This is a genomic window from Nocardia sp. CC213A, assembly GCF_030766805.1.
Lineage (GTDB): Bacteria > Actinomycetota > Actinomycetes > Mycobacteriales > Mycobacteriaceae > Nocardia > Nocardia otitidiscaviarum.
In genome coordinates this window covers 78,123-94,582 of sequence record NZ_JASFXA010000005.1, presented here as the reverse complement: position 1 = coordinate 94,582, position 16,460 = coordinate 78,123, and the positions used below count along the sequence as shown (strand labels likewise).

Genomic DNA, 16,460 nt, shown 5'->3' with positions numbered 1-16,460 from the left:
ATGAGCAACTCGGTGATGGACTCCGACATCGACTACGTGGAACCGACCGACGCGCCGCGTCACGGATTCTTCGAACGGCTCTACACCGGCACCGGCGGATTCGAGATCGTCGGCCGCCGGAAGTTCTTCTACGCGCTGAGCGCTGCCTTCGTGCTCATCTCGCTGCTGAGCATCGCGGTGCGCGGCTTCACCCTCGGCATCGACTTCGCCGGTGGTTCGCGCATCCAGCTGCCCGCCGAGGGGACCAGCGTGGAGCAGGTGGAGCAGGTGTACCGCGACACCCTCGGCCACGATCCGGTGGTCGTGCAGCAGGTGGGCTCCGGGGCGACCTCCACCATCCAGCTGCGGTCCGACACGCTGGACGCCGCCGACTCCGCGCGGCTGCAGAACGCGCTGTTCGAGGCGTTCCAGCCGAAGGACACCTCGGGCAATCCCAGTCCGGCGGCCATCAGCATCGCCGAGATCAGTGAGACCTGGGGTGGTCAGGTCACCCGGCAGGCGGTGATCGCGCTGCTGGTGTTCGTGGCCCTGACCATGATCTATATCGCGATCCGCTTCGAACGCGATATGTCCGTCGCGGCCATCACCTCACTGTTCTTCAACCTCATCGTGACCGCGGGCATCTACTCGCTGGTCGGTTTCGAGGTGACCCCGGCGGCGGTGATCGGTCTGCTCACCATTCTGGGCTTCGTGCTCTACGACAATGTCGTCGTCTTCGACAAGGTCGAGGAGAACACCCGCGGCGTTCTGCATCTGACCCGGCGCACCTATGCCGAACAGGCCAACCTGGCGGCCAACCAGACGCTGATGCGCTCGATCTCCACCACCGTCATCGGCATTCTGCCGATCATCGGCCTGCTGGTGATCGCGGTGTGGATGCTCGGCGTCGGCACCCTCAAGGATCTCGCGCTGGTGCAGCTGGTCGGCATGATCGTCGGCACCTACTCGTCGATCTTCTTCGCGGTGCCGCTGCTGGTGAGCATCAAGGAACGCTTCGGGCCGGTGGCCGCGCACACCAGGAAGGTGCTCGCCAAGCGCTCCGGCGCGACGACCACCCGGGTGGGTTCCGCCGCCGCCCAGCGCGCGGGAGTGGCGAGCCGCCCCGTCGCCGCGCGCGAAGCATCGGCCCCGCGCTCGCGGACGTCGGAGGGACCGCGCCCCGGCGCCCGGCCGAGCGGAAAACGACACAAGCGACGGCACTGAGCGCAGGGGGTAACAGGAGTGGGACGGCGCGAAACCCGAGCGGCGGAACACGAGAGGGACAAGGGCGCGCACCGGCTTCCCAGACCGGTGCCCCCCCGGGCGGATACCGCCGCCCGCGCGACCGAGTCCGAAACGCACGCTGAGGAATCCGCCCCGCGCGGCACCGCTGGTGGGGCACCGGAACATGCGGAGTGTGCGGCCGATACCGCCGTGTGCGGCACTGCTGCCTGGGTGGTGCCTCCCGCGCCAGATAACGCCACTAGTGCAGCTGAGCCTGGCGCGACCGAGTCTGGTGCGTGTGCGTCCGGGTCTGGTGCGCGGGCGTCCGGGTCTGGTGCGTGCGCGTCCGGGTCTGGTGCGCGGGCAACCGAGATCGGCGCGTGGGCAACCGAGCCGGGCGCGCGGGCATCCGAGTCCGCAGCGTGCGAGACGGAATCCGCCGGGCGCACCGCGGCCGGAGGCGTGGAACAGGCGGTGCACCCGACCGACACCGGGGCAGCTCTGACCGGCGGGCGCGCGTGGCGGGTCGGACGTCCGGCGCGGGCGCGTCGGTCGGTGCGCGGTGCGGCCGTGGTGGCCGCGGGTGCGGTGGCGGCCGGGGCGCTGGTGGGCTGCGCCGGGAAGAATCAGGTGCCGTCCATCGGCTACGGCGTCGACGCGGTGGTGGCCTCCTACAACGGTGGCACCACCCTCGGGGCCAACAGCGGTACGGCGGCGGTGTTCTCGCGCGTGCTGACCGGCTTCTTCTACACCGGTCCGGACGGGCAGCCGGTCGCCGACACCGATACCGGCACCGCCAAGGAGGTGCCGGGGGAGACGCAGACCATCCAGTACCGGCTCAATCCGGATGGTGTCTGGTCCGACGGCACCCCGACGTCCTGCGACGATCTGGTGCTGGCCTGGTCGGCGCGGGGCGGCCGCTTCACGAAACCCGGTCCGGGCGGGCCGGTTCCGCTCTTCGACGCCGCCAGCACGCTCGGCTACTCCGATATCGAGCGGGTGGAATGCCAGCCCGGCTCCAAGGACGCCACCGTGACCTTCCGGCCGGGCCGCACCTACGCCGACTGGAAGACGCTGTTCAGCGCCGGTGAACTCATGCCCGCCCACGTGGCGGCGCAGGCGGCGAACGTGCCGAACGCGGCCACCGCGCTGCTCTCCGGGGACACCGCGGCGGCCGAGCGGATCGCCGAGTTCTGGAATACCGGCTGGACCCTCACCGCCGGGAAGATCGACGCCACCCTGCTCCCGTCGTCGGGACCGTATCGGATCGAATCGTTCACCGCCGACGACGGCCTGGTGCTGGTGAAGAACGAGAAGTGGTGGGGCAATGCCGCCAAGACGCCGCGGATCGTGGTGTGGCCCAAGAACTTCGACCTGAAGTCCAAGGTCGCCGACAAGGAGGTCGGCGTACTCGACATCGGTGCCGGCTCGCTGGGTGACGCGGACCTGAGCGGCTTCACGGTGGGGAACATGCCCAGTCGCGGCGCCGAACAGCTGGTGCTGTCGACCGGCGGCGTCCTCACCTCGCCGGAGGCGCGGCGCGCGCTGGCGCTGTGCACCCCGCGTCAGGAGCTCTACAACCAGCTCGGCCATCCGGATTTCGAGGTGGATTCGGGGCTGGGTGCCGGACCGCTGGATTCGCGCACCCTGCAACAGGATTCGCTGTACTACTCGGCGGTGACCGGCGCGGCGGACCGGTACGAGAATCCCGATGTCGCCGCGGCGAAGAAGGCCCTGGGCGCGGCGAACCTCCAGAATCCGACCATTCGCGTCGGTTACTCGGCGCCCGACGAGCGGCGCGCGCGGACCATCCAGCTCATCGCCGAGTCGTGCAAGGCCGCCGGCATCACGGTGGTGGACGCCTCGACGCCGGACTTCACGGCGGCCCGGCTACGCGAGGGCGCGGTGGACGCCGTACTGGCCGGGACCGCGGCCGCACCGGGCCCGGCCGGGTCGCTGCCGGGCGTGGCCGCCGTCGCGGCGCTGCACAGCGGCCAGGGCCTCGATTTCGGCGGTTTCGTCAACCCCCGCTACGATGCCATCGCGGATCAGCTTGCGGCGGAGCGAAACTCGACGGTAGTGCTGAATCTGTTGACCGAGCAGGAGAACCTGCTGTGGAACGAGATGCCGTCGATCCCGCTGTTCGCCACACCGCGCACCATCGCCTTCGGTGACGGTATGGAGAACGGAATCGCCAACCCCACCCGGGCCGGTGCGGGCTGGAACATGGACCGCTGGGTACTGAAGCGGTGAGGCTGCGGCGTGGTGACGAGGAGTGGGTGTAGATGAGCAAGCACGAACTGGTGGAGACGCCCGAGCGGGTCGGTGAGCGGGCTGCGCGGGCCGAGGCGGCGGTGCAGCGGCTGACCCGCTGGCACGACGACTTCCCGACCCCGGGTGTGCGGTTCGCGGATCTGACGCCGGTATTCGCCGATGCCGAGGGCTACCGGGCGGTCCTGGACTGTCTGGCCGCGTGCGCGCCGGACGCCGATCTGGTGGCGGGCGTGGACGCGCGTGGCTTCCTGCTGGGTGCGGGTGTGGCGGCGCTGCTGGGTACCGGCGTGATCGCGGTGCGCAAGGCGGGCAAGCTGCCGCCGCCGGTGTTCTCCCGCGAGTACTCGCTCGAATACGGTTCCGCCGCCCTCGAGATTCCCGCCGACGGCGTGGAACTGCGGGGGCGCAAGGTGCTGCTGCTCGATGACGTGCTGGCCACCGGTGGCACGCTCGCGGCCGCCGCGGACATCTTCACCGAGGCCGGGGCGCAGGTCGTCGCCGCCGCGGTGGTCCTCGAACTGGGCTTCCTCGGCGGGCGGGATCGTCAGGGCGACTATCCGCTGACCTCCGTGGTCAAGCTCTGACGGTCGGAATCGGCGTCACCTGGTGCCGGAGACCAGCCGGGCCAGGATGCCGGTGACGACGAGCCAGAAGACGGCGGCCAGTCCGTAGTCCAGCACGATGTCGAGATTGGCGTTCCCGGTCTCGAACAGCCCCGGGAAGAACAGCGCCAGCGGTTCGGCCAGGTTCTCGATGAATCGATAGAACGGATTGGTCTCGTCGGCATCGAACACCCGCAGCAGGATGTAGATGCCCTCGATCAGTGCGAAGACCGCACCGACCGTACTGATGATCCGAGCGGCGGTGCTCTCGCGGTAGTACGTGTACGGCATACGTTCGAAATTCCCCGCTCGCGCCGGTCGAAACAGCCCCTGACGGGCATCGAGACCGAAACGTTCTGATCAGTCCGCCGAGCTGGGCGCGATGATCCACACCTCCCAGCCGTAGCGGTCGACGCCGACGGCCGCCGGTGCCGCCGCCAAGGCGAGGGTGGCCACCACGGTGACCAGGACGGTGACCCGGCGGGCGCGCGGCGACAGGTGTACCGGGCGCCGGGGCGGGGGATGGTCGTGCGCACGCCCGCTCATGGCCGGACCCTCGATGCGGTCCGGCGGGCGCGGATCCGGCGGCGTACGTCGGGCACCCGCACCAGATACGACGGCCGAACAGCACCGCCACGAGCACGGCCGGACCGATTCCGAGGAAGGCGACGTGCACGGCCGCGCACAGCACCACGCCGTGCGTGAGCCGGTGCAGCATCGTCCACTGGCGGCCGAGTAGGCGTTGCGACCACCGCTGGGAGGTGAGCGCCAGCGGAATGGTGAGTATCGCGGCGGCGGTGCCGGCGGCCAGGAACGCGCTGCCCGCCACCCCGTCCAGGATGCTTCCGGAGGTGGCGGCCACGACCAGTTCGAGGAGTGCGAAACCGCAGGTCCACAGCCCCAGATCGCGGCGAAGGGGGACGTGCCAGCGCCAGCCGGTCACGGTGGCCACCGGCGTCACCGCCATGGTGGCGGTGAGGGCGAACAGCGCGGACGATCCGACGATATCGGGGGCCTCGGCGGCCAGCGCCGCACGCCACCGCCCGGGATCGGTGAGCACCTGCTGCGCCGCCCGCCAGGCCCGTTGCCTGCGATATTGGTGGCGGGCGACCTGGTCCTCGATCCGGCTCGGCACCGCTGCCGCCGGGGAGATCGGGAGGTGGTGCTGACCGCGCGGCAGTTCGCATTGCTGGAATGCCTCATGCGGCGGGCGGGAGAGGTGGTGTCGAAAACCGAGATCCTGGACCAGGTGTGGGACAGCAACTACCGCGGCGACGACAATATCGTGGAGGTGTACGCCCGCCGCCTGCGTCGCAAGGTGGATCTTCCGTTCGGGCGCAGCGCGATCGAAACCCTCCGCCGGGTGGGGTACCGGTGCCATCCGTACGGCGGTTGAGGTTGCCGCGCCCGAGCATACGGGCCAGGATCACCGCAATCGCCTGTGCGGCCATCGCGCTCGTGCTGATCACCGCTCTGACGGCGGCGCTGTTCGCGGTGGGGCAGCTGCTGGACGGCCACGTGCGCGCCCGTGCGGCCGGGATGGCCGACCTGCTCGCCGGGGCGCGGTCGTCCGAGATGCGGGAGCGGATCGCGGCCGGTGCGGCGAACTCGAGCTTGCCCGCGCGCATCCCGGTGCCACCGATTGGTCGCGCGTCACCGCCGAGCTGCTCGCGGACAACCGGCGCATGGAGCGCATCGTGCGGGATCTCCTGCTGCTGGCCGGAATCGAGGCGGTGCGCGAACCCGGCACGGCGGTGGATCTGGACGAGGTGGTGGCGAACGAGATGGCACGTGCGCGCGCACTCGCGCCCGGAGTCGAGTGGTCGGCGGTGTTGCTGCCGGTCGAAATCGAGGGCAGGCCTGGGGAACTGAGTCGCCTGGCGGCGAATCTGCTGGAGAAGGCCGTGCGCTACGCGGTGGAGCGGGTCACCGTGGAGCTCACCGTGCGCGGCGATGCGGCGCGGTTGGTCGTCGCCGACGACGGCCCCGGTATCGCGCCGTCGGATCGGGAGCGGGTGTTCGAGAGCTTCACCCGGGTCGACGGCGCGCGCCGCCGATCACACGGCGGGGCCGGTCTGGGCCTGGCCATCGTCCGGGAGATCGCCGCGGCGCACGGCGGGGTCGTCGCAGTCGATGACGGGCCGAACGGTGGTACCCGCTTCACGGTCGAGTTGCCGGGTGTTGTCGATGCCGGGCAGTTCAGAGCCGGGCCACCAGCCGGGCCAGGAAACTGGTGACGACCAGCCAGAAGATGGCGGCCAGGCCATAGTTCAACACCACGTCGAGCTTGGCGCTGTCGGTGCGGAAGAGACCGGGGAAGAACAACGCCAGGGGGTCCGCCCAGGACTTGACGAAGGTGTAGAGCTTGTTGGCCGGATCGGCCTCGAGGACGAACAGCAGGATGTAGACGGCCTCGACGACCGCGAAGAGTGTTCCGACGCCGCCGATGATGCGGGCGGTGCCCTCATTGGTGCGATATGAAGCGGCCATAGCGCAGGGTATTCCCGCCACGCCGAGCCGCAGAACCGGCCGCGCGCGTGTCGCTATCGATTCGCCGCCACGTCGTGAGCTGGGTCTCGAAATAATCCCTTGCGCGGTCGGATCGGTCTGGATAGCTTGGGAGCGTCTCATTGCCGCACGATCGGAGTTGTGCACGTTGATCTTCTGAGGTAGCGCCCCGGTGGCCCGCACTCGCGCGCCGCGTTCGCTGTCGCCTACCTCCAGGAGTGTGCATGTCCAGTACGTTTGTCGTTTCCATTTCCGATCTCGCCTTCACCTGGCCCGACGGCACACCCGTCTTCGACGGTCTCGACGCGGGCCTCGGACCGGGGCACATCGGTCTGGTCGGGAGCAACGGTGCGGGTAAATCCACGCTGTTGCGCCTGATAACCGGTGAGTTGCTCCCGCAGCGTGGCTCGATCACCACACCCGAGCACCTGGGGTATCTGCGGCAGGATCTCGGACTGTCCGCCGGACAGCGCGTCGACGCGGTGCTCGGTATCGCCCCGGTGCGGAAAGCGCTGCACCGCATCGAATCCGGTACGGGCACCGAGGCCGACTTCGAGCTGATCGGCACCCGCTGGGATGTCGAGGAGCAGGCCGTTGCCCTGTTGGGCAAGCTCGGATTGCCTTATGTCGCCGGGGATGTCACACAGTTGGACCGGCGTCTCGACACCCTCTCCGGCGGAGAGACCGTCCTGCTCGGCCTGATCGCCGAACTGCTGCGCGAACCCGAGGTGCTGGTGCTCGACGAGCCCACCAACAACCTGGACCGGGTGGCCCGGCAACGGCTCTACGAGGTGATCGGGCAGTTCTCGGGCACGGTGCTCACGGTCAGCCACGACCGCGAACTGCTGGAGCGCGTGGACGGCATCGCCGAACTGCGTCAGGGCGAGATCCGCTGCTTCGGCGGAAATTTCAGCGAGTACGAGCGCATCGTGGCGGCCGAGCAGGCGGCGGCCCGGGCGGCCGTCCGCGACGCCCGCGGCGATGTGCGCAAGCAGGCGCGGGAACTGGTCGAGGCGCGGATCAAACTCGACCGCCGCCTGCGCTACGGCCAGAAGATGTGGGATACCAAGCGGGAACCCAAAGTCGTGATGGCCGAACGCAAACGCCAGGCCCAGGTGTCGGCGGGCAAGTTGCGCAACAACCACATCGGCAAGCTCGAGGAGGCCAAGGATCAGCTCACCCAGGCGCAGGAACTGCTGCGCGACGACCGGGAGATTCGTGTCGATCTGCCCGCCACCCTGCTCTACCCCGGACAGGATGTCATCGACCTGGAGGAGGTGACCCTCGCCAACGGCCCGGTGGTGACCCTGAAGGTCTCCGGACCGGAGCGGATCGCCCTCACCGGCCGCAACGGCTCCGGCAAAACCACGCTCCTGCACCGCATCCGGGACGAATCGCCGAAGGTGCCCTGGCGCATGCTGCCGCAGCGCCTCGATATCTTCGACGAGTCGAAGACGGTGTTCGAGAATGTGGCCGCCGCCGCGCCGCACGCGTCCGCGGAACGGATTCGAGCCCAACTGGCCCGCTTCCTGTTCCGGGGCACGGACGCCGATGTGGCCGCCGAGGCACTGTCGGGTGGGGAGCGGCTGCGGGCGGCGCTGGCCATGCTGCTGCTGGCCGAACCCGCGCCGAAGCTGCTGCTGCTCGACGAGCCCACCAACAACCTGGACCTGCCCAGCCTGCGGCATCTCACCGAGGCCCTCGCCGCGTTCCAGGGTGCGCTCATCGTGGTCAGCCACGATCCGCGCTTTCTCGACGAGATCGGGGTCACCCGCCGCATGGAGCTGTCGGCACACGGATTGGCCGAAATCCCGTCCGAGTAGCGAGGTTTGGCCGGGTGCTGCGGCTCCGAGGAGAGGGGCGGCGTCGGGTGCGGAGCAATCCGTACGCAACGCCGCCCCGAACACGGTAGAAAGGGGGGGTGATCACGTCGGTATGGGCACGTCCGGACGGGCGGTAGTCACCGTCGGCGACCCCGAGACGAAACCCGGACTAAAGTTGGTGGTCCGGGTGGTTGCACGGTCCGATATGGTGTTCCGATCGCGGCCGGGAGAGGTGGTGTGGCATGACTCAGCATTTGGAACAGGCGAATGCCGGGCAATCGAACAATGACGCATCGGCCACCCCGCCCACCCCTAATTCCATGCCCCAGCGCCAGGGCGATCCGACATCACAGCGGCAGGGCGATCCGGCGGCTCAGCGGCAGGGCGATCCGGCCGCTCAGCGCCAGGCCGGTGCGACGGCACAGCGCCCGGGCGTCCCCGTGGCGCAACGCCAGGGCGGCGCGCCCGCCGCGGTGCCGACCTCCGCCTCCCGGCGCGTGCGCGCCCGCCTGGCCCGCCGCATGACCGGCCAGCGCGGAATCGCCGCCGTCAAGCCGGTGCTCGAACCCCTCGCGACCGTCCATCGCGAGCTGTATCCGAAGGCCAACCTGCAGCTGTTGCAGCGGGCCTTCGACGTGGCCGACGAGAAGCACGCGCATCAGTTCCGCAAATCCGGCGATCCGTACATCACCCATCCGCTGGCGGTGGCCAATATCCTGGCCGAGCTGGGCATGGACACCACCACGCTGGTGGCCGCGCTGTTGCACGACACCGTCGAGGACACCGGCTACTCGCTCGACGAGCTGACCGGTGAATTCGGTCAGGAGGTCGCGCACCTGGTCGACGGCGTCACCAAGCTGGACAAGGTGAACCTGGGCGCGGCCGCCGAGGCCGAGACCATTCGCAAGATGATCATCGCTATGGCCCGCGACCCGCGCGTGCTGGTGATCAAGGTGGCCGACCGGCTGCACAATATGCGCACCATGCGGTTCCTGCCGCCGGAGAAGCAGGCCAAGAAGGCCCGCGAAACCCTCGAGGTGATCGCGCCGCTGGCGCACCGGCTCGGTATGGCGACCGTCAAATGGGAGCTGGAGGATCTCGCCTTCGCGATCCTGCACCCCAAGAAGTACGACGAGATCGTGCGCCTGGTCGCCGACCGCGCGCCCTCCCGCGACACCTACCTGGCCAAGGTGCGCGCCGAGATCGTCAACACCCTCGCCGCCAGCCGGATCAATGCCATCGTCGAGGGCCGCCCCAAGCACTACTGGTCGATCTACCAGAAGATGATCGTCAAGGGTAAGGACTTCGACGACATCCACGACCTGGTCGGCATCCGCATCCTCTGCGACGAGGTGCGCGACTGCTATGCCGCGGTGGGCGTGGTGCACTCGCTGTGGCAGCCCATGGCGGGCCGGTTCAAGGACTACATCGCCCAGCCGCGCTACGGCGTCTACCAGTCGCTGCACACCACCGTGGTGGGTCCGGACGGCAAACCCCTGGAGGTGCAGATCCGCACCCAGGACATGCACCGGACCGCCGAGTTCGGCATCGCCGCGCACTGGCGGTACAAGGAGACCAAGGGCAAGCACTCCAACGATTCGACCGAGGTCGACGACATGGCGTGGATGCGGCAGCTGCTGGACTGGCAGCGGGAGGCCGCCGACCCGGCCGAGTTCCTGGAGTCGCTGCGCTTCGATCTGAAATCGCCCGAGATCTTCGTGTTCACCCCCAAGGGCGATGTGATCACGCTGCCGCAGAAATCCACCCCGGTGGATTTCGCCTACGCCGTGCACACCGAGGTCGGCCACCGCTGTATCGGCGCGCGCGTGAACGGCCGCCTGGTCGCGCTGGAACGGCAGCTGGAGAACGGCGAGGTCGTCGAGATCTTCACCTCCAAGGCGCAGAACGCCGGACCCAGCCGCGACTGGCAGAACTTCGTGGTCTCCCCGCGCGCCAAGGCCAAGATCCGGCAGTGGTTCGCCAAGGAGCGCCGCGAGGAGGCCCTCGAAGCGGGCAAGGAGGCCATCAGCAAGGAGGTCCGCCGCTCGGGCCTGCCGTTGCAGCGCCTGATGAGCGCCGACGCCATGTCGGCGCTGGCCCACGAACTGCACTACGCCGATATCTCGGCGCTGTACGCCGCGGTCGGCGAGAGCCAGGTGTCGGCGCACCACGTGGTGCAGCGGCTCATGGCGCAGCTCGGCGGCGTCGGCGATGTGGAGAACGAACTCGCCGAACGGTCCACGCCCTCAACGGTTCCCGCGCGCCAGCGCGGCACCGGCGATGCGGGCGTGGAAATTCCGGGCGCGTCCGGCACGGTGGCCAAGCTGGCCAAATGCTGCACGCCGGTGCCGGGCGACGAGATCATGGGCTTCGTGACCCGCGGCGGCGCGGTCTCGGTGCACCGCACCGACTGCACCAACGCCGACTCGCTGCGCAGTGAGCCAGAACGCATCATCGAGGTGAAGTGGGCCCCGTCCCCGTCCTCGGTCTTCCTGGTCGCGATTCAGATCGAGGCCCTGGACCGCACCCGCCTGCTCTCCGACGTCACCAAGGTGCTCGCCGACGAGAAGGTCAATATCCTCTCCGCCTCGGTCATGACCTCCGGCGACCGGGTGGCCATCTCCAAGTTCACCTTCGAGATGGGCGACCCGAAGCACCTGGGCCACCTGCTCAATGTGGTCCGCAATGTGGAGGGCGTCTACGACGTCTACCGCGTCACCTCCGCGGCCTGACCTCCCCGTCCGATCCGGGGACGACGCCAGCTAGGCTGGCTCGTCCCCGGAACGAGGAGAGTTCATGACGACGTTCGAGAATGTCACCGTCACCAAGAAGGCCAATGTCTACTTCGACGGCAAGTGCCTCAGCCACGATATCGAGCTGGCCGACGGCACCCGCAAATCCGTGGGGACGATTCTCCCGGCCACGCTGACATTCGACACCGGCGCGCCCGAGGTCATGGAACTGCTCGACGGTGAGTGCCGGATCACCCTCGCCGGGGCGAGCGAGGCCGTCACCTACCGGGGCGGGCAGTCCTTCGACGTGCCCGCGAACAGCTCTTTCCAGATCGAGGTGCTCTCGCCGGTGCACTACGTCTGCCACTACGGCTGAGTGTCCGTGCCGCGCGGCCACTGCGGGACGGGACACAGTATCCGTCCCGGGTGGCCGCGATGAGCTATAGTGCTGGAGTCGAGTACTGATCTTGTGCTCATTCCGTCGTGGATGTCTTTCTTTCGTGCACCGCTGCGGTCACCCCAGATGCTCGAAAGGCACCCCCAATACCCATGACGACTCGTTCATCGAGCCCTGCCACCACCTTCGCCGCTCTCGGCCTGCGCACCGACCTGATCGACGCGCTGTCCGCGAACGGGATCACCGCGCCCTTCCCGATTCAGGCGGCCACGCTGCCCGACACCCTGGTGGGTCGCGACGTGCTGGCGCGCGGCAAGACCGGCAGCGGCAAAACCCTCGCCTTCTCCATTCCGATGGTGCACCGGCTCGCCGGCGTGGCTGTCACGCCCGCCCGTCCGGCCGGGCTGATCCTGGCCCCCACACGTGAGCTGGCGACCCAGATCGCCGCCACCCTCGAACCCATGGCCACCGCGTGCGGACTGCGGGTGACGACCATCTTCGGTGGCGTCCCGCAGAATCGGCAGGCGCGCGCGCTGAAGACCGCGCAGATCGTGGTGGCCTGCCCCGGCCGCCTCGAGGACCTCATGAAGCAGGGCCTGGTCTCGCTGGACGCGGTGCGCATCACCGTGCTCGACGAGGCCGACCATATGGCCGATCTCGGCTTCCTACCCGGCGTGACCCGTATTCTCGCGGCCACTCCGGATACCGGCCAGCGGCTGCTGTTCTCCGCCACCCTGGACAACGGCGTGAACAAACTGGTCAAACGCTTCCTGCGAAACCCGCTGTCGCACAGCGTGGATGAAGCGCATTCGCCGGTTCCGGCCATGACCCACCACATCTTCGAGGTCACCGACGCCGGCGCCAAACGCGATCTGGTGCAGGTGCTGGCCTCCGGCACCGGCCGCCGCATCCTGTTCATGCGCACCAAACACCACGCCCGCCGCCTGGCCAAACAGCTGACGGCCGTTGGCATTCCCGCCACCGACCTGCACGGCAACCTCTCCCAGGCGGTGCGCGACCGCAACCTCGCCGCCTTCGCCGCGGGTACCGCGCGCGTACTGGTCGCCACCGATATCGCCGCCCGCGGTGTGCACGTGGACGACGTGGAACTGGTCGTCCACGTGGACCCGCCCGCCGAACACAAGGCGTACCTGCACCGTTCCGGTCGCACCGCCCGCGCGGGCAGCTCCGGCGATGTGGTGACCGTGGTCCTGCCCGAGCAGCGCCGGGACGTCGCCGCCCTGCTTCGCAAGGCGGCCATCACCGCCACCCCGCAACGGGTGACCGGGAATTCGGCCGAGGTGACCACCCTGGTCGGCCCCATCGCCCCGCTGGTGACCGCCCGCCCCGAGCCCGCCGCGACATCGCCGGAACGCGATCGGCGTCCCGCCGCCCGCAAGGCCGCGGCGTCCGATGCCCGCCGTGCCCACTCCGGTCGCACCCGCGGCACGGGCGAATCCTCCGGCCGCGGCCGCCACACCGGTACCGGAACCGCCACCCGCACGGCCGATTCGCGCGGCAGTGGCCCCCAGGCTCCGGCCCGTCCACCGCGCACGCGTCACGCCGACCGGTCGGCTACGCGCGCTGCCGAGTCGGCCCGTACCGGCTCGGAGACACCGGCTCGCGGTGGCCGACCGCGTCATGCCGACCGGGCCACCGCCGATTCGAGCGGTACTCGGTCGCAAGCTCCGAGGCGCGCCGTCCGGCCGCAGGGGTCGCCACACGCCGACCGCGCCGCTGAGCCGGGTCGTACGCGGTCACAGTCTGCGGCCCGCCCGCAGCGTGCGCGCACCGGTGGCCAGGCCGCCGCCCGCCAAACCGGCCGCCGCTGATTCGAGAGGCGCTCGCTGGCTCGGGCCGCCCGCAGCGCGCGCGCCATGCCGACCGGTCCGCCACGCGTGCTGTCGAAGTCGTTCCGCGCTCGCTCGGAAGCCTTGGCTCGTGCGGACCGCTCGCAGCGCATGCGCTGCGCGGGGTCAGCGTAGAGCCCAGCAGACCGGGCACCGCTGACTCGAGCGGCAGGTCGCCCGCAGGCACCAGTGTGTGCAGCGGACGTGCCGTCACTCGCGTAGCCGAGTACAGGCACCGGCCGCGGATTGCGGGGCGCACGGGCAGGGGAAGGTCGACGTCCTCCCCCGTGCTGAAGGGCGGGATTCGGACCAGCGCTGTGGCGCGCCCTCGGTGCGTTCGTGGTTCATCGGGCCGTGCGTTCGGCGTGCGCCATACGGCCGAACGGCGTATCCATGACCGGCGCGGCGGAACCCACCGCCCCTCCACAACCGTGTGAGCTGTCCGCCCGCGCTGCGGCCAAGACGTGCTGCGCGCTGCATGCGGGTGAGCATCGACCGGCCGCATCGTGCACCGGAGGTCGGTTCGCGGTTCGCCGGACCGGCCGCCGGTGCACGGATCGCTTCGCCGTCCGAGGACGGTGGCCGGGCGGCGCACGGCCGGCTGTCGCCGATCCGGTTGGCCGGTCCGGAGTGGGCCGTCAGTACAGAATGCCCTGGGGCTGAACGCCGTTCGGGCAGGCGAAGGCGCCGACCGCGCCCGCGCCGTGCGGGGGGATGAGGCCTGATACGGCGTATTGGGGGCCGTTCGGGCATACCTCGGTGCCGGTGACGGTCTGCGGTTGGTCGGTGGTGTTGTAGCAGAACGCTCCGGCGCAGTAGACGCCGGCGGGGATGCCCGCGTTGGCGGTCGCGGTGGACAGTGCTACCGCCGACACGGTGGCCGCGGCGGCGAGCAGGCCGTATCCGAGTCGTTTCATGACCCGGACCGCTGCTGCATCTCGGCCTCGGTGGCGGGGCGGGAGACCGATACCTGGGTCGGCATCTGGATGGGGCCGTGCAGGGTGATGCGCATCCAGCCGTCGGGCATCGACCCCGCGATGGCGGCGTCGGAACTGATCGTATTGCCGACCTCGTTCTTTCCGGCCGGAGACCAGCCCGGGAGGGCGACCTGAGCGAGGGCGGGGCCCAGGTTCATGGACGCGACGGCGGCGGCTTCGCCCTGGTTCAGGGTCACCGATGCCGCGCCGGGCTGCGGATCCACCGTCAGTGCCGAGGCCGTTCCGCCGCCGATGGCGGTCGCGATGCCCGCCGTGCCGAGTAGGACGAGTACTGCGGATTTCTTGTGCATTCGAACTCCCCTGTGCGAGTCGATGAGATCGCCGCCCCGAACGAGCGGTAGCTAGATATTTGCTGACGCTCGTTGTTCGGGCTAGATGTTGCCCCCGTTTCATGAGCCTTCTCACAGGCGTTAGCGGCGCCGCATTTGATGGTATGTGCGTACCAAATACGTGGTACGTTGATACCATCAACGAGGATGAAGGGGTGGTCATGGCCAAGATCGGGCGATTCGCCAATGACGCGGCACGGGCGGAGTATCTGGCGATGTACGAGGCGGCGGAGGGGTTGTGGCCGCTGCCGGTGACGCAGGCCGAAATCGCGACGTCATTCGGTTCGACGCATGTGCGGTGGTCGGGGGAGGGGGACGGGATTCCGATCGTGCTGCTGCACGGTGTCGGATCCAACGGCCTGGCCTGGCATTACGTCATCGAGGATCTGGCTCGCGATCGGGTGGTCTACGCGCTGGACACCATCGGCACCGCGGGTCGGAGCGTGCAGAGGGCACCACTGACCCGGGAAGCTGACTTCGCGGTGTGGGTGAACGAGGTGCTGGCGGGGCTGGGGCTGGAACGCGTGCACCTGGTGGGCTATTCGCACGGAGCCTGGCACGCGAGTCTGGTGGCGCTGCACGACGCGGGGCGGCTGGCCAGCGTGACGCTCGTCGAGCCGGGTGGGATGTTCACCAAGCCGCCGTGGCGGGTGCTGCTGAAGATGATCCGCTTCGGAATGGGCGGACGCTCGGACGCGAATATGCGAAAGATGATGGCGTGGCTCAGCCCCGGGGTCGAGGTGACCGAGCAGGAGTTCGCGGTCGCCAAGGCGGCGCTGCGCTACCGGATGGGAATCGGGTGGGCGCGGGTGCTGAAAGACGCCGATTTGCGGGCGATCACGGTGCCGACCCTGGTCGTCTTCGGCGGCGACTCCCTGGTCACCGATGCCGAGGTGGCCAGCCGCAGGATCGTCGAGAACATTCCGAACGGTGAGACCCAGGTGTATCCCGGCCGGGGACACGGGGTGTTCTACGAGATTCCGCAGCGGGTCGCGGCGCGGATACTCGCCTTCGCCGCCCGCCATGAAGCGTCGAACAGCGCTGTCCCGGAATAGTTCTCCGTCGCGCGGTGCGCTCGTCGGACGCGGGGCGCGCTCGTGGCTAACCGCAACGGCGGCTCACTTCGACGGCAGCTCACTTCAACGGCAGCTCACTTCAACGGCAGCGCGCCCTCCATGCCGCCCACATCGGTGACCTTCCAGTCGGCATTGCGGTCGACGGTGACGTTGTAGGTCACCGTCGTCTGCGCCCCGTCGGGGTTCTGGGCATTGGTGGAGCTGACATTGACGAAGACGTTGACCTTGTAGATGCCACCGGATTCCGACACCACCTTGGCCGTGATGGGCATGGCGGTGGAGGTCCACCGCAGCGGCGCGATGATCTCCTGCAGGGCCGGGGCGCTGGCGTCGAACTTGTTGGCCAGCGCGGGTGCCGTGTTGTGCTTGAGCCGCACCACCCAGGCATCGAAGTCGGCGAAGTTCACCGTGGACGCCCCCACGGCGTAGTCGGTGGCCACCTGTTCGGCGCGGTCGGTGGCGGCGGCGACCGCGTCGCGCTCGGCGATGTCGTTGCGCGCCACCAGGAGCAGCACCCCGAACGCGGCGGCCACCACCGTGACCACCGCGACCGCCGCGGCCCAGCGCAGCGTGGTCAGCGGAATGGCCACCGTGCGCGGAACCGGTCGCGCCCCGGCGGATTCACGTCGGCGTCGCGGGGTGGTGCGCTTGGTCAGATCGACGGTCAT

16 protein-coding genes are annotated in these 16,460 nt (G+C 69.4%); 10 read left to right on the top strand and 6 right to left on the bottom strand.

Annotated elements, in window-relative coordinates; translation table 11 throughout:
• The 3 genes from secF to QJS31_RS11165 all read left to right on the top strand — a co-directional run bounded on the left by secF (position 1) and on the right by QJS31_RS11165 (position 4,061).
• The gene (secF, locus tag QJS31_RS11175; RefSeq protein WP_372341542.1) at positions 1–1,203 is read left to right on the top strand and encodes a protein translocase subunit SecF; all 1,203 of its coding nucleotides are present in this window, start codon (positions 1–3) and stop codon (positions 1,201–1,203) included.
• Positions 1,204–1,758: 555 nt separating this feature from the next.
• Positions 1,759–3,456: an ABC transporter substrate-binding protein gene (locus QJS31_RS11170; protein WP_306356782.1), complete on the top strand. Its 1,698-nt coding sequence runs from the start codon at positions 1,759–1,761 to the stop codon at positions 3,454–3,456.
• Positions 3,457–3,488: 32 nt separating this feature from the next.
• Complete coding sequence (locus tag QJS31_RS11165; RefSeq protein WP_029924278.1) at positions 3,489–4,061, top strand: adenine phosphoribosyltransferase; 573 nt, start codon at positions 3,489–3,491, stop codon at positions 4,059–4,061.
• A gap of 15 nt (positions 4,062–4,076) precedes the next feature.
• Here the strand turns inward: QJS31_RS11165 and QJS31_RS11160 are convergent, their stop codons facing one another.
• Positions 4,077–4,370: a hypothetical protein gene (locus tag QJS31_RS11160; RefSeq protein WP_306356608.1), complete on the bottom strand. Its 294-nt coding sequence runs from the start codon at positions 4,368–4,370 to the stop codon at positions 4,077–4,079.
• 69 nt (positions 4,371–4,439) lie between these two features.
• Entirely contained in the window at positions 4,440–4,625 is a 186-nt protein-coding gene (locus QJS31_RS11155; protein WP_306356607.1) for a hypothetical protein, read from the bottom strand.
• Positions 4,626–5,001: 376 nt separating this feature from the next.
• Here QJS31_RS11155 and QJS31_RS11150 point away from each other — a divergent pair, with 376 nt between their 5' ends.
• Positions 5,002–5,475: a winged helix-turn-helix domain-containing protein gene (locus QJS31_RS11150; RefSeq protein ID WP_372341540.1), complete on the top strand. Its 474-nt coding sequence runs from the start codon at positions 5,002–5,004 to the stop codon at positions 5,473–5,475.
• A gap of 289 nt (positions 5,476–5,764) precedes the next feature.
• Positions 5,765–6,316 (top strand): cell wall metabolism sensor histidine kinase WalK, encoded by a 552-nt coding sequence (locus tag QJS31_RS11145; protein WP_306356606.1) that lies wholly within the window; start codon positions 5,765–5,767, stop codon positions 6,314–6,316.
• On the opposite strand, the gene QJS31_RS11140 is transcribed toward QJS31_RS11145, so the two are convergent.
• On the bottom strand, positions 6,279–6,569 hold the full coding sequence (locus tag QJS31_RS11140) for a hypothetical protein (RefSeq protein ID WP_306356605.1): 291 nt from the start codon (positions 6,567–6,569) through the stop codon (positions 6,279–6,281). The genes QJS31_RS11145 and QJS31_RS11140 overlap by 38 nt on opposite strands.
• Positions 6,570–6,811: 242 nt before the next feature.
• Here QJS31_RS11140 and QJS31_RS11135 point away from each other — a divergent pair, with 242 nt between their 5' ends.
• From QJS31_RS11135 to QJS31_RS11120, 4 genes are all read left to right on the top strand, one after another.
• The gene (locus QJS31_RS11135; protein WP_306356604.1) at positions 6,812–8,410 is read left to right on the top strand and encodes an ATP-binding cassette domain-containing protein; all 1,599 of its coding nucleotides are present in this window, start codon (positions 6,812–6,814) and stop codon (positions 8,408–8,410) included.
• Between the two features lie 242 nt (positions 8,411–8,652).
• The gene (locus QJS31_RS11130) at positions 8,653–11,142 is read left to right on the top strand and encodes a bifunctional (p)ppGpp synthetase/guanosine-3',5'-bis(diphosphate) 3'-pyrophosphohydrolase (protein ID WP_306356603.1); all 2,490 of its coding nucleotides are present in this window, start codon (positions 8,653–8,655) and stop codon (positions 11,140–11,142) included.
• A 64-nt stretch (positions 11,143–11,206) separates the two neighbouring features.
• The gene (locus QJS31_RS11125) at positions 11,207–11,518 is read left to right on the top strand and encodes a pyrimidine/purine nucleoside phosphorylase (RefSeq protein ID WP_143981584.1); all 312 of its coding nucleotides are present in this window, start codon (positions 11,207–11,209) and stop codon (positions 11,516–11,518) included.
• A 173-nt stretch (positions 11,519–11,691) separates the two neighbouring features.
• Positions 11,692–13,371 carry a DEAD/DEAH box helicase gene (locus QJS31_RS11120; RefSeq protein ID WP_306356602.1) on the top strand — a complete coding sequence of 560 codons (1,680 nt, stop codon included), beginning with the start codon at positions 11,692–11,694 and terminating at the stop codon, positions 13,369–13,371.
• 656 nt (positions 13,372–14,027) lie between these two features.
• Here the strand turns inward: QJS31_RS11120 and QJS31_RS11115 are convergent.
• Together QJS31_RS11115 and QJS31_RS11110 are read right to left on the bottom strand one after the other, a co-directional pair.
• On the bottom strand, positions 14,028–14,306 hold the full coding sequence (locus QJS31_RS11115) for a hypothetical protein (protein ID WP_306356601.1): 279 nt from the start codon (positions 14,304–14,306) through the stop codon (positions 14,028–14,030).
• A complete protein-coding gene (locus QJS31_RS11110; RefSeq protein WP_306356600.1) occupies positions 14,303–14,677 on the bottom strand; it encodes a hypothetical protein in 375 nt (124 codons plus the stop codon). Before QJS31_RS11110 ends, QJS31_RS11115 begins: the two co-directional genes overlap by 4 nt.
• Positions 14,678–14,877: 200 nt before the next feature.
• Here QJS31_RS11110 and QJS31_RS11105 point away from each other — a divergent pair, with 200 nt between their 5' ends.
• Entirely contained in the window at positions 14,878–15,771 is an 894-nt protein-coding gene (locus tag QJS31_RS11105) for an alpha/beta fold hydrolase (protein ID WP_306356599.1), read from the top strand.
• Between the two features lie 95 nt (positions 15,772–15,866).
• Here QJS31_RS11105 and QJS31_RS11100 read toward each other — a convergent pair whose 3' ends face one another.
• Positions 15,867–16,460 carry a hypothetical protein gene (locus tag QJS31_RS11100; protein WP_306356598.1) on the bottom strand — a complete coding sequence of 198 codons (594 nt, stop codon included), beginning with the start codon at positions 16,458–16,460 and terminating at the stop codon, positions 15,867–15,869.

Excerpts from the sequence above, each read along its gene's own strand:
- QJS31_RS11155 (WP_306356607.1), bottom strand. The coding sequence starts at position 4,625 with ATGAGCGGGCGTGCGCACGACCATCCCCCGCCCCGGCGCCCGGTACAC.
- QJS31_RS11165 (WP_029924278.1), top strand. The coding sequence starts at position 3,489 with ATGAGCAAGCACGAACTGGTGGAGACGCCCGAGCGGGTCGGTGAGCGG.
- QJS31_RS11160 (WP_306356608.1), bottom strand. The coding sequence starts at position 4,370 with ATGCCGTACACGTACTACCGCGAGAGCACCGCCGCTCGGATCATCAGT.
- QJS31_RS11145 (WP_306356606.1), top strand. The coding sequence starts at position 5,765 with ATGGAGCGCATCGTGCGGGATCTCCTGCTGCTGGCCGGAATCGAGGCG.
- QJS31_RS11105 (WP_306356599.1), top strand. The coding sequence starts at position 14,878 with ATGGCCAAGATCGGGCGATTCGCCAATGACGCGGCACGGGCGGAGTAT.
- QJS31_RS11115 (WP_306356601.1), bottom strand. The coding sequence starts at position 14,306 with ATGAAACGACTCGGATACGGCCTGCTCGCCGCCGCGGCCACCGTGTCG.
- QJS31_RS11135 (WP_306356604.1), top strand. The coding sequence starts at position 6,812 with ATGTCCAGTACGTTTGTCGTTTCCATTTCCGATCTCGCCTTCACCTGG.
- secF (WP_372341542.1), top strand. The coding sequence starts at position 1 with ATGAGCAACTCGGTGATGGACTCCGACATCGACTACGTGGAACCGACC.
- QJS31_RS11100 (WP_306356598.1), bottom strand. The coding sequence starts at position 16,460 with ATGACCGTCGATCTGACCAAGCGCACCACCCCGCGACGCCGACGTGAA.
- QJS31_RS11110 (WP_306356600.1), bottom strand. The coding sequence starts at position 14,677 with ATGCACAAGAAATCCGCAGTACTCGTCCTACTCGGCACGGCGGGCATC.
- QJS31_RS11120 (WP_306356602.1), top strand. The coding sequence starts at position 11,692 with ATGACGACTCGTTCATCGAGCCCTGCCACCACCTTCGCCGCTCTCGGC.
- QJS31_RS11140 (WP_306356605.1), bottom strand. The coding sequence starts at position 6,569 with ATGGCCGCTTCATATCGCACCAATGAGGGCACCGCCCGCATCATCGGC.
- QJS31_RS11125 (WP_143981584.1), top strand. The coding sequence starts at position 11,207 with ATGACGACGTTCGAGAATGTCACCGTCACCAAGAAGGCCAATGTCTAC.
- QJS31_RS11130 (WP_306356603.1), top strand. The coding sequence starts at position 8,653 with ATGACTCAGCATTTGGAACAGGCGAATGCCGGGCAATCGAACAATGAC.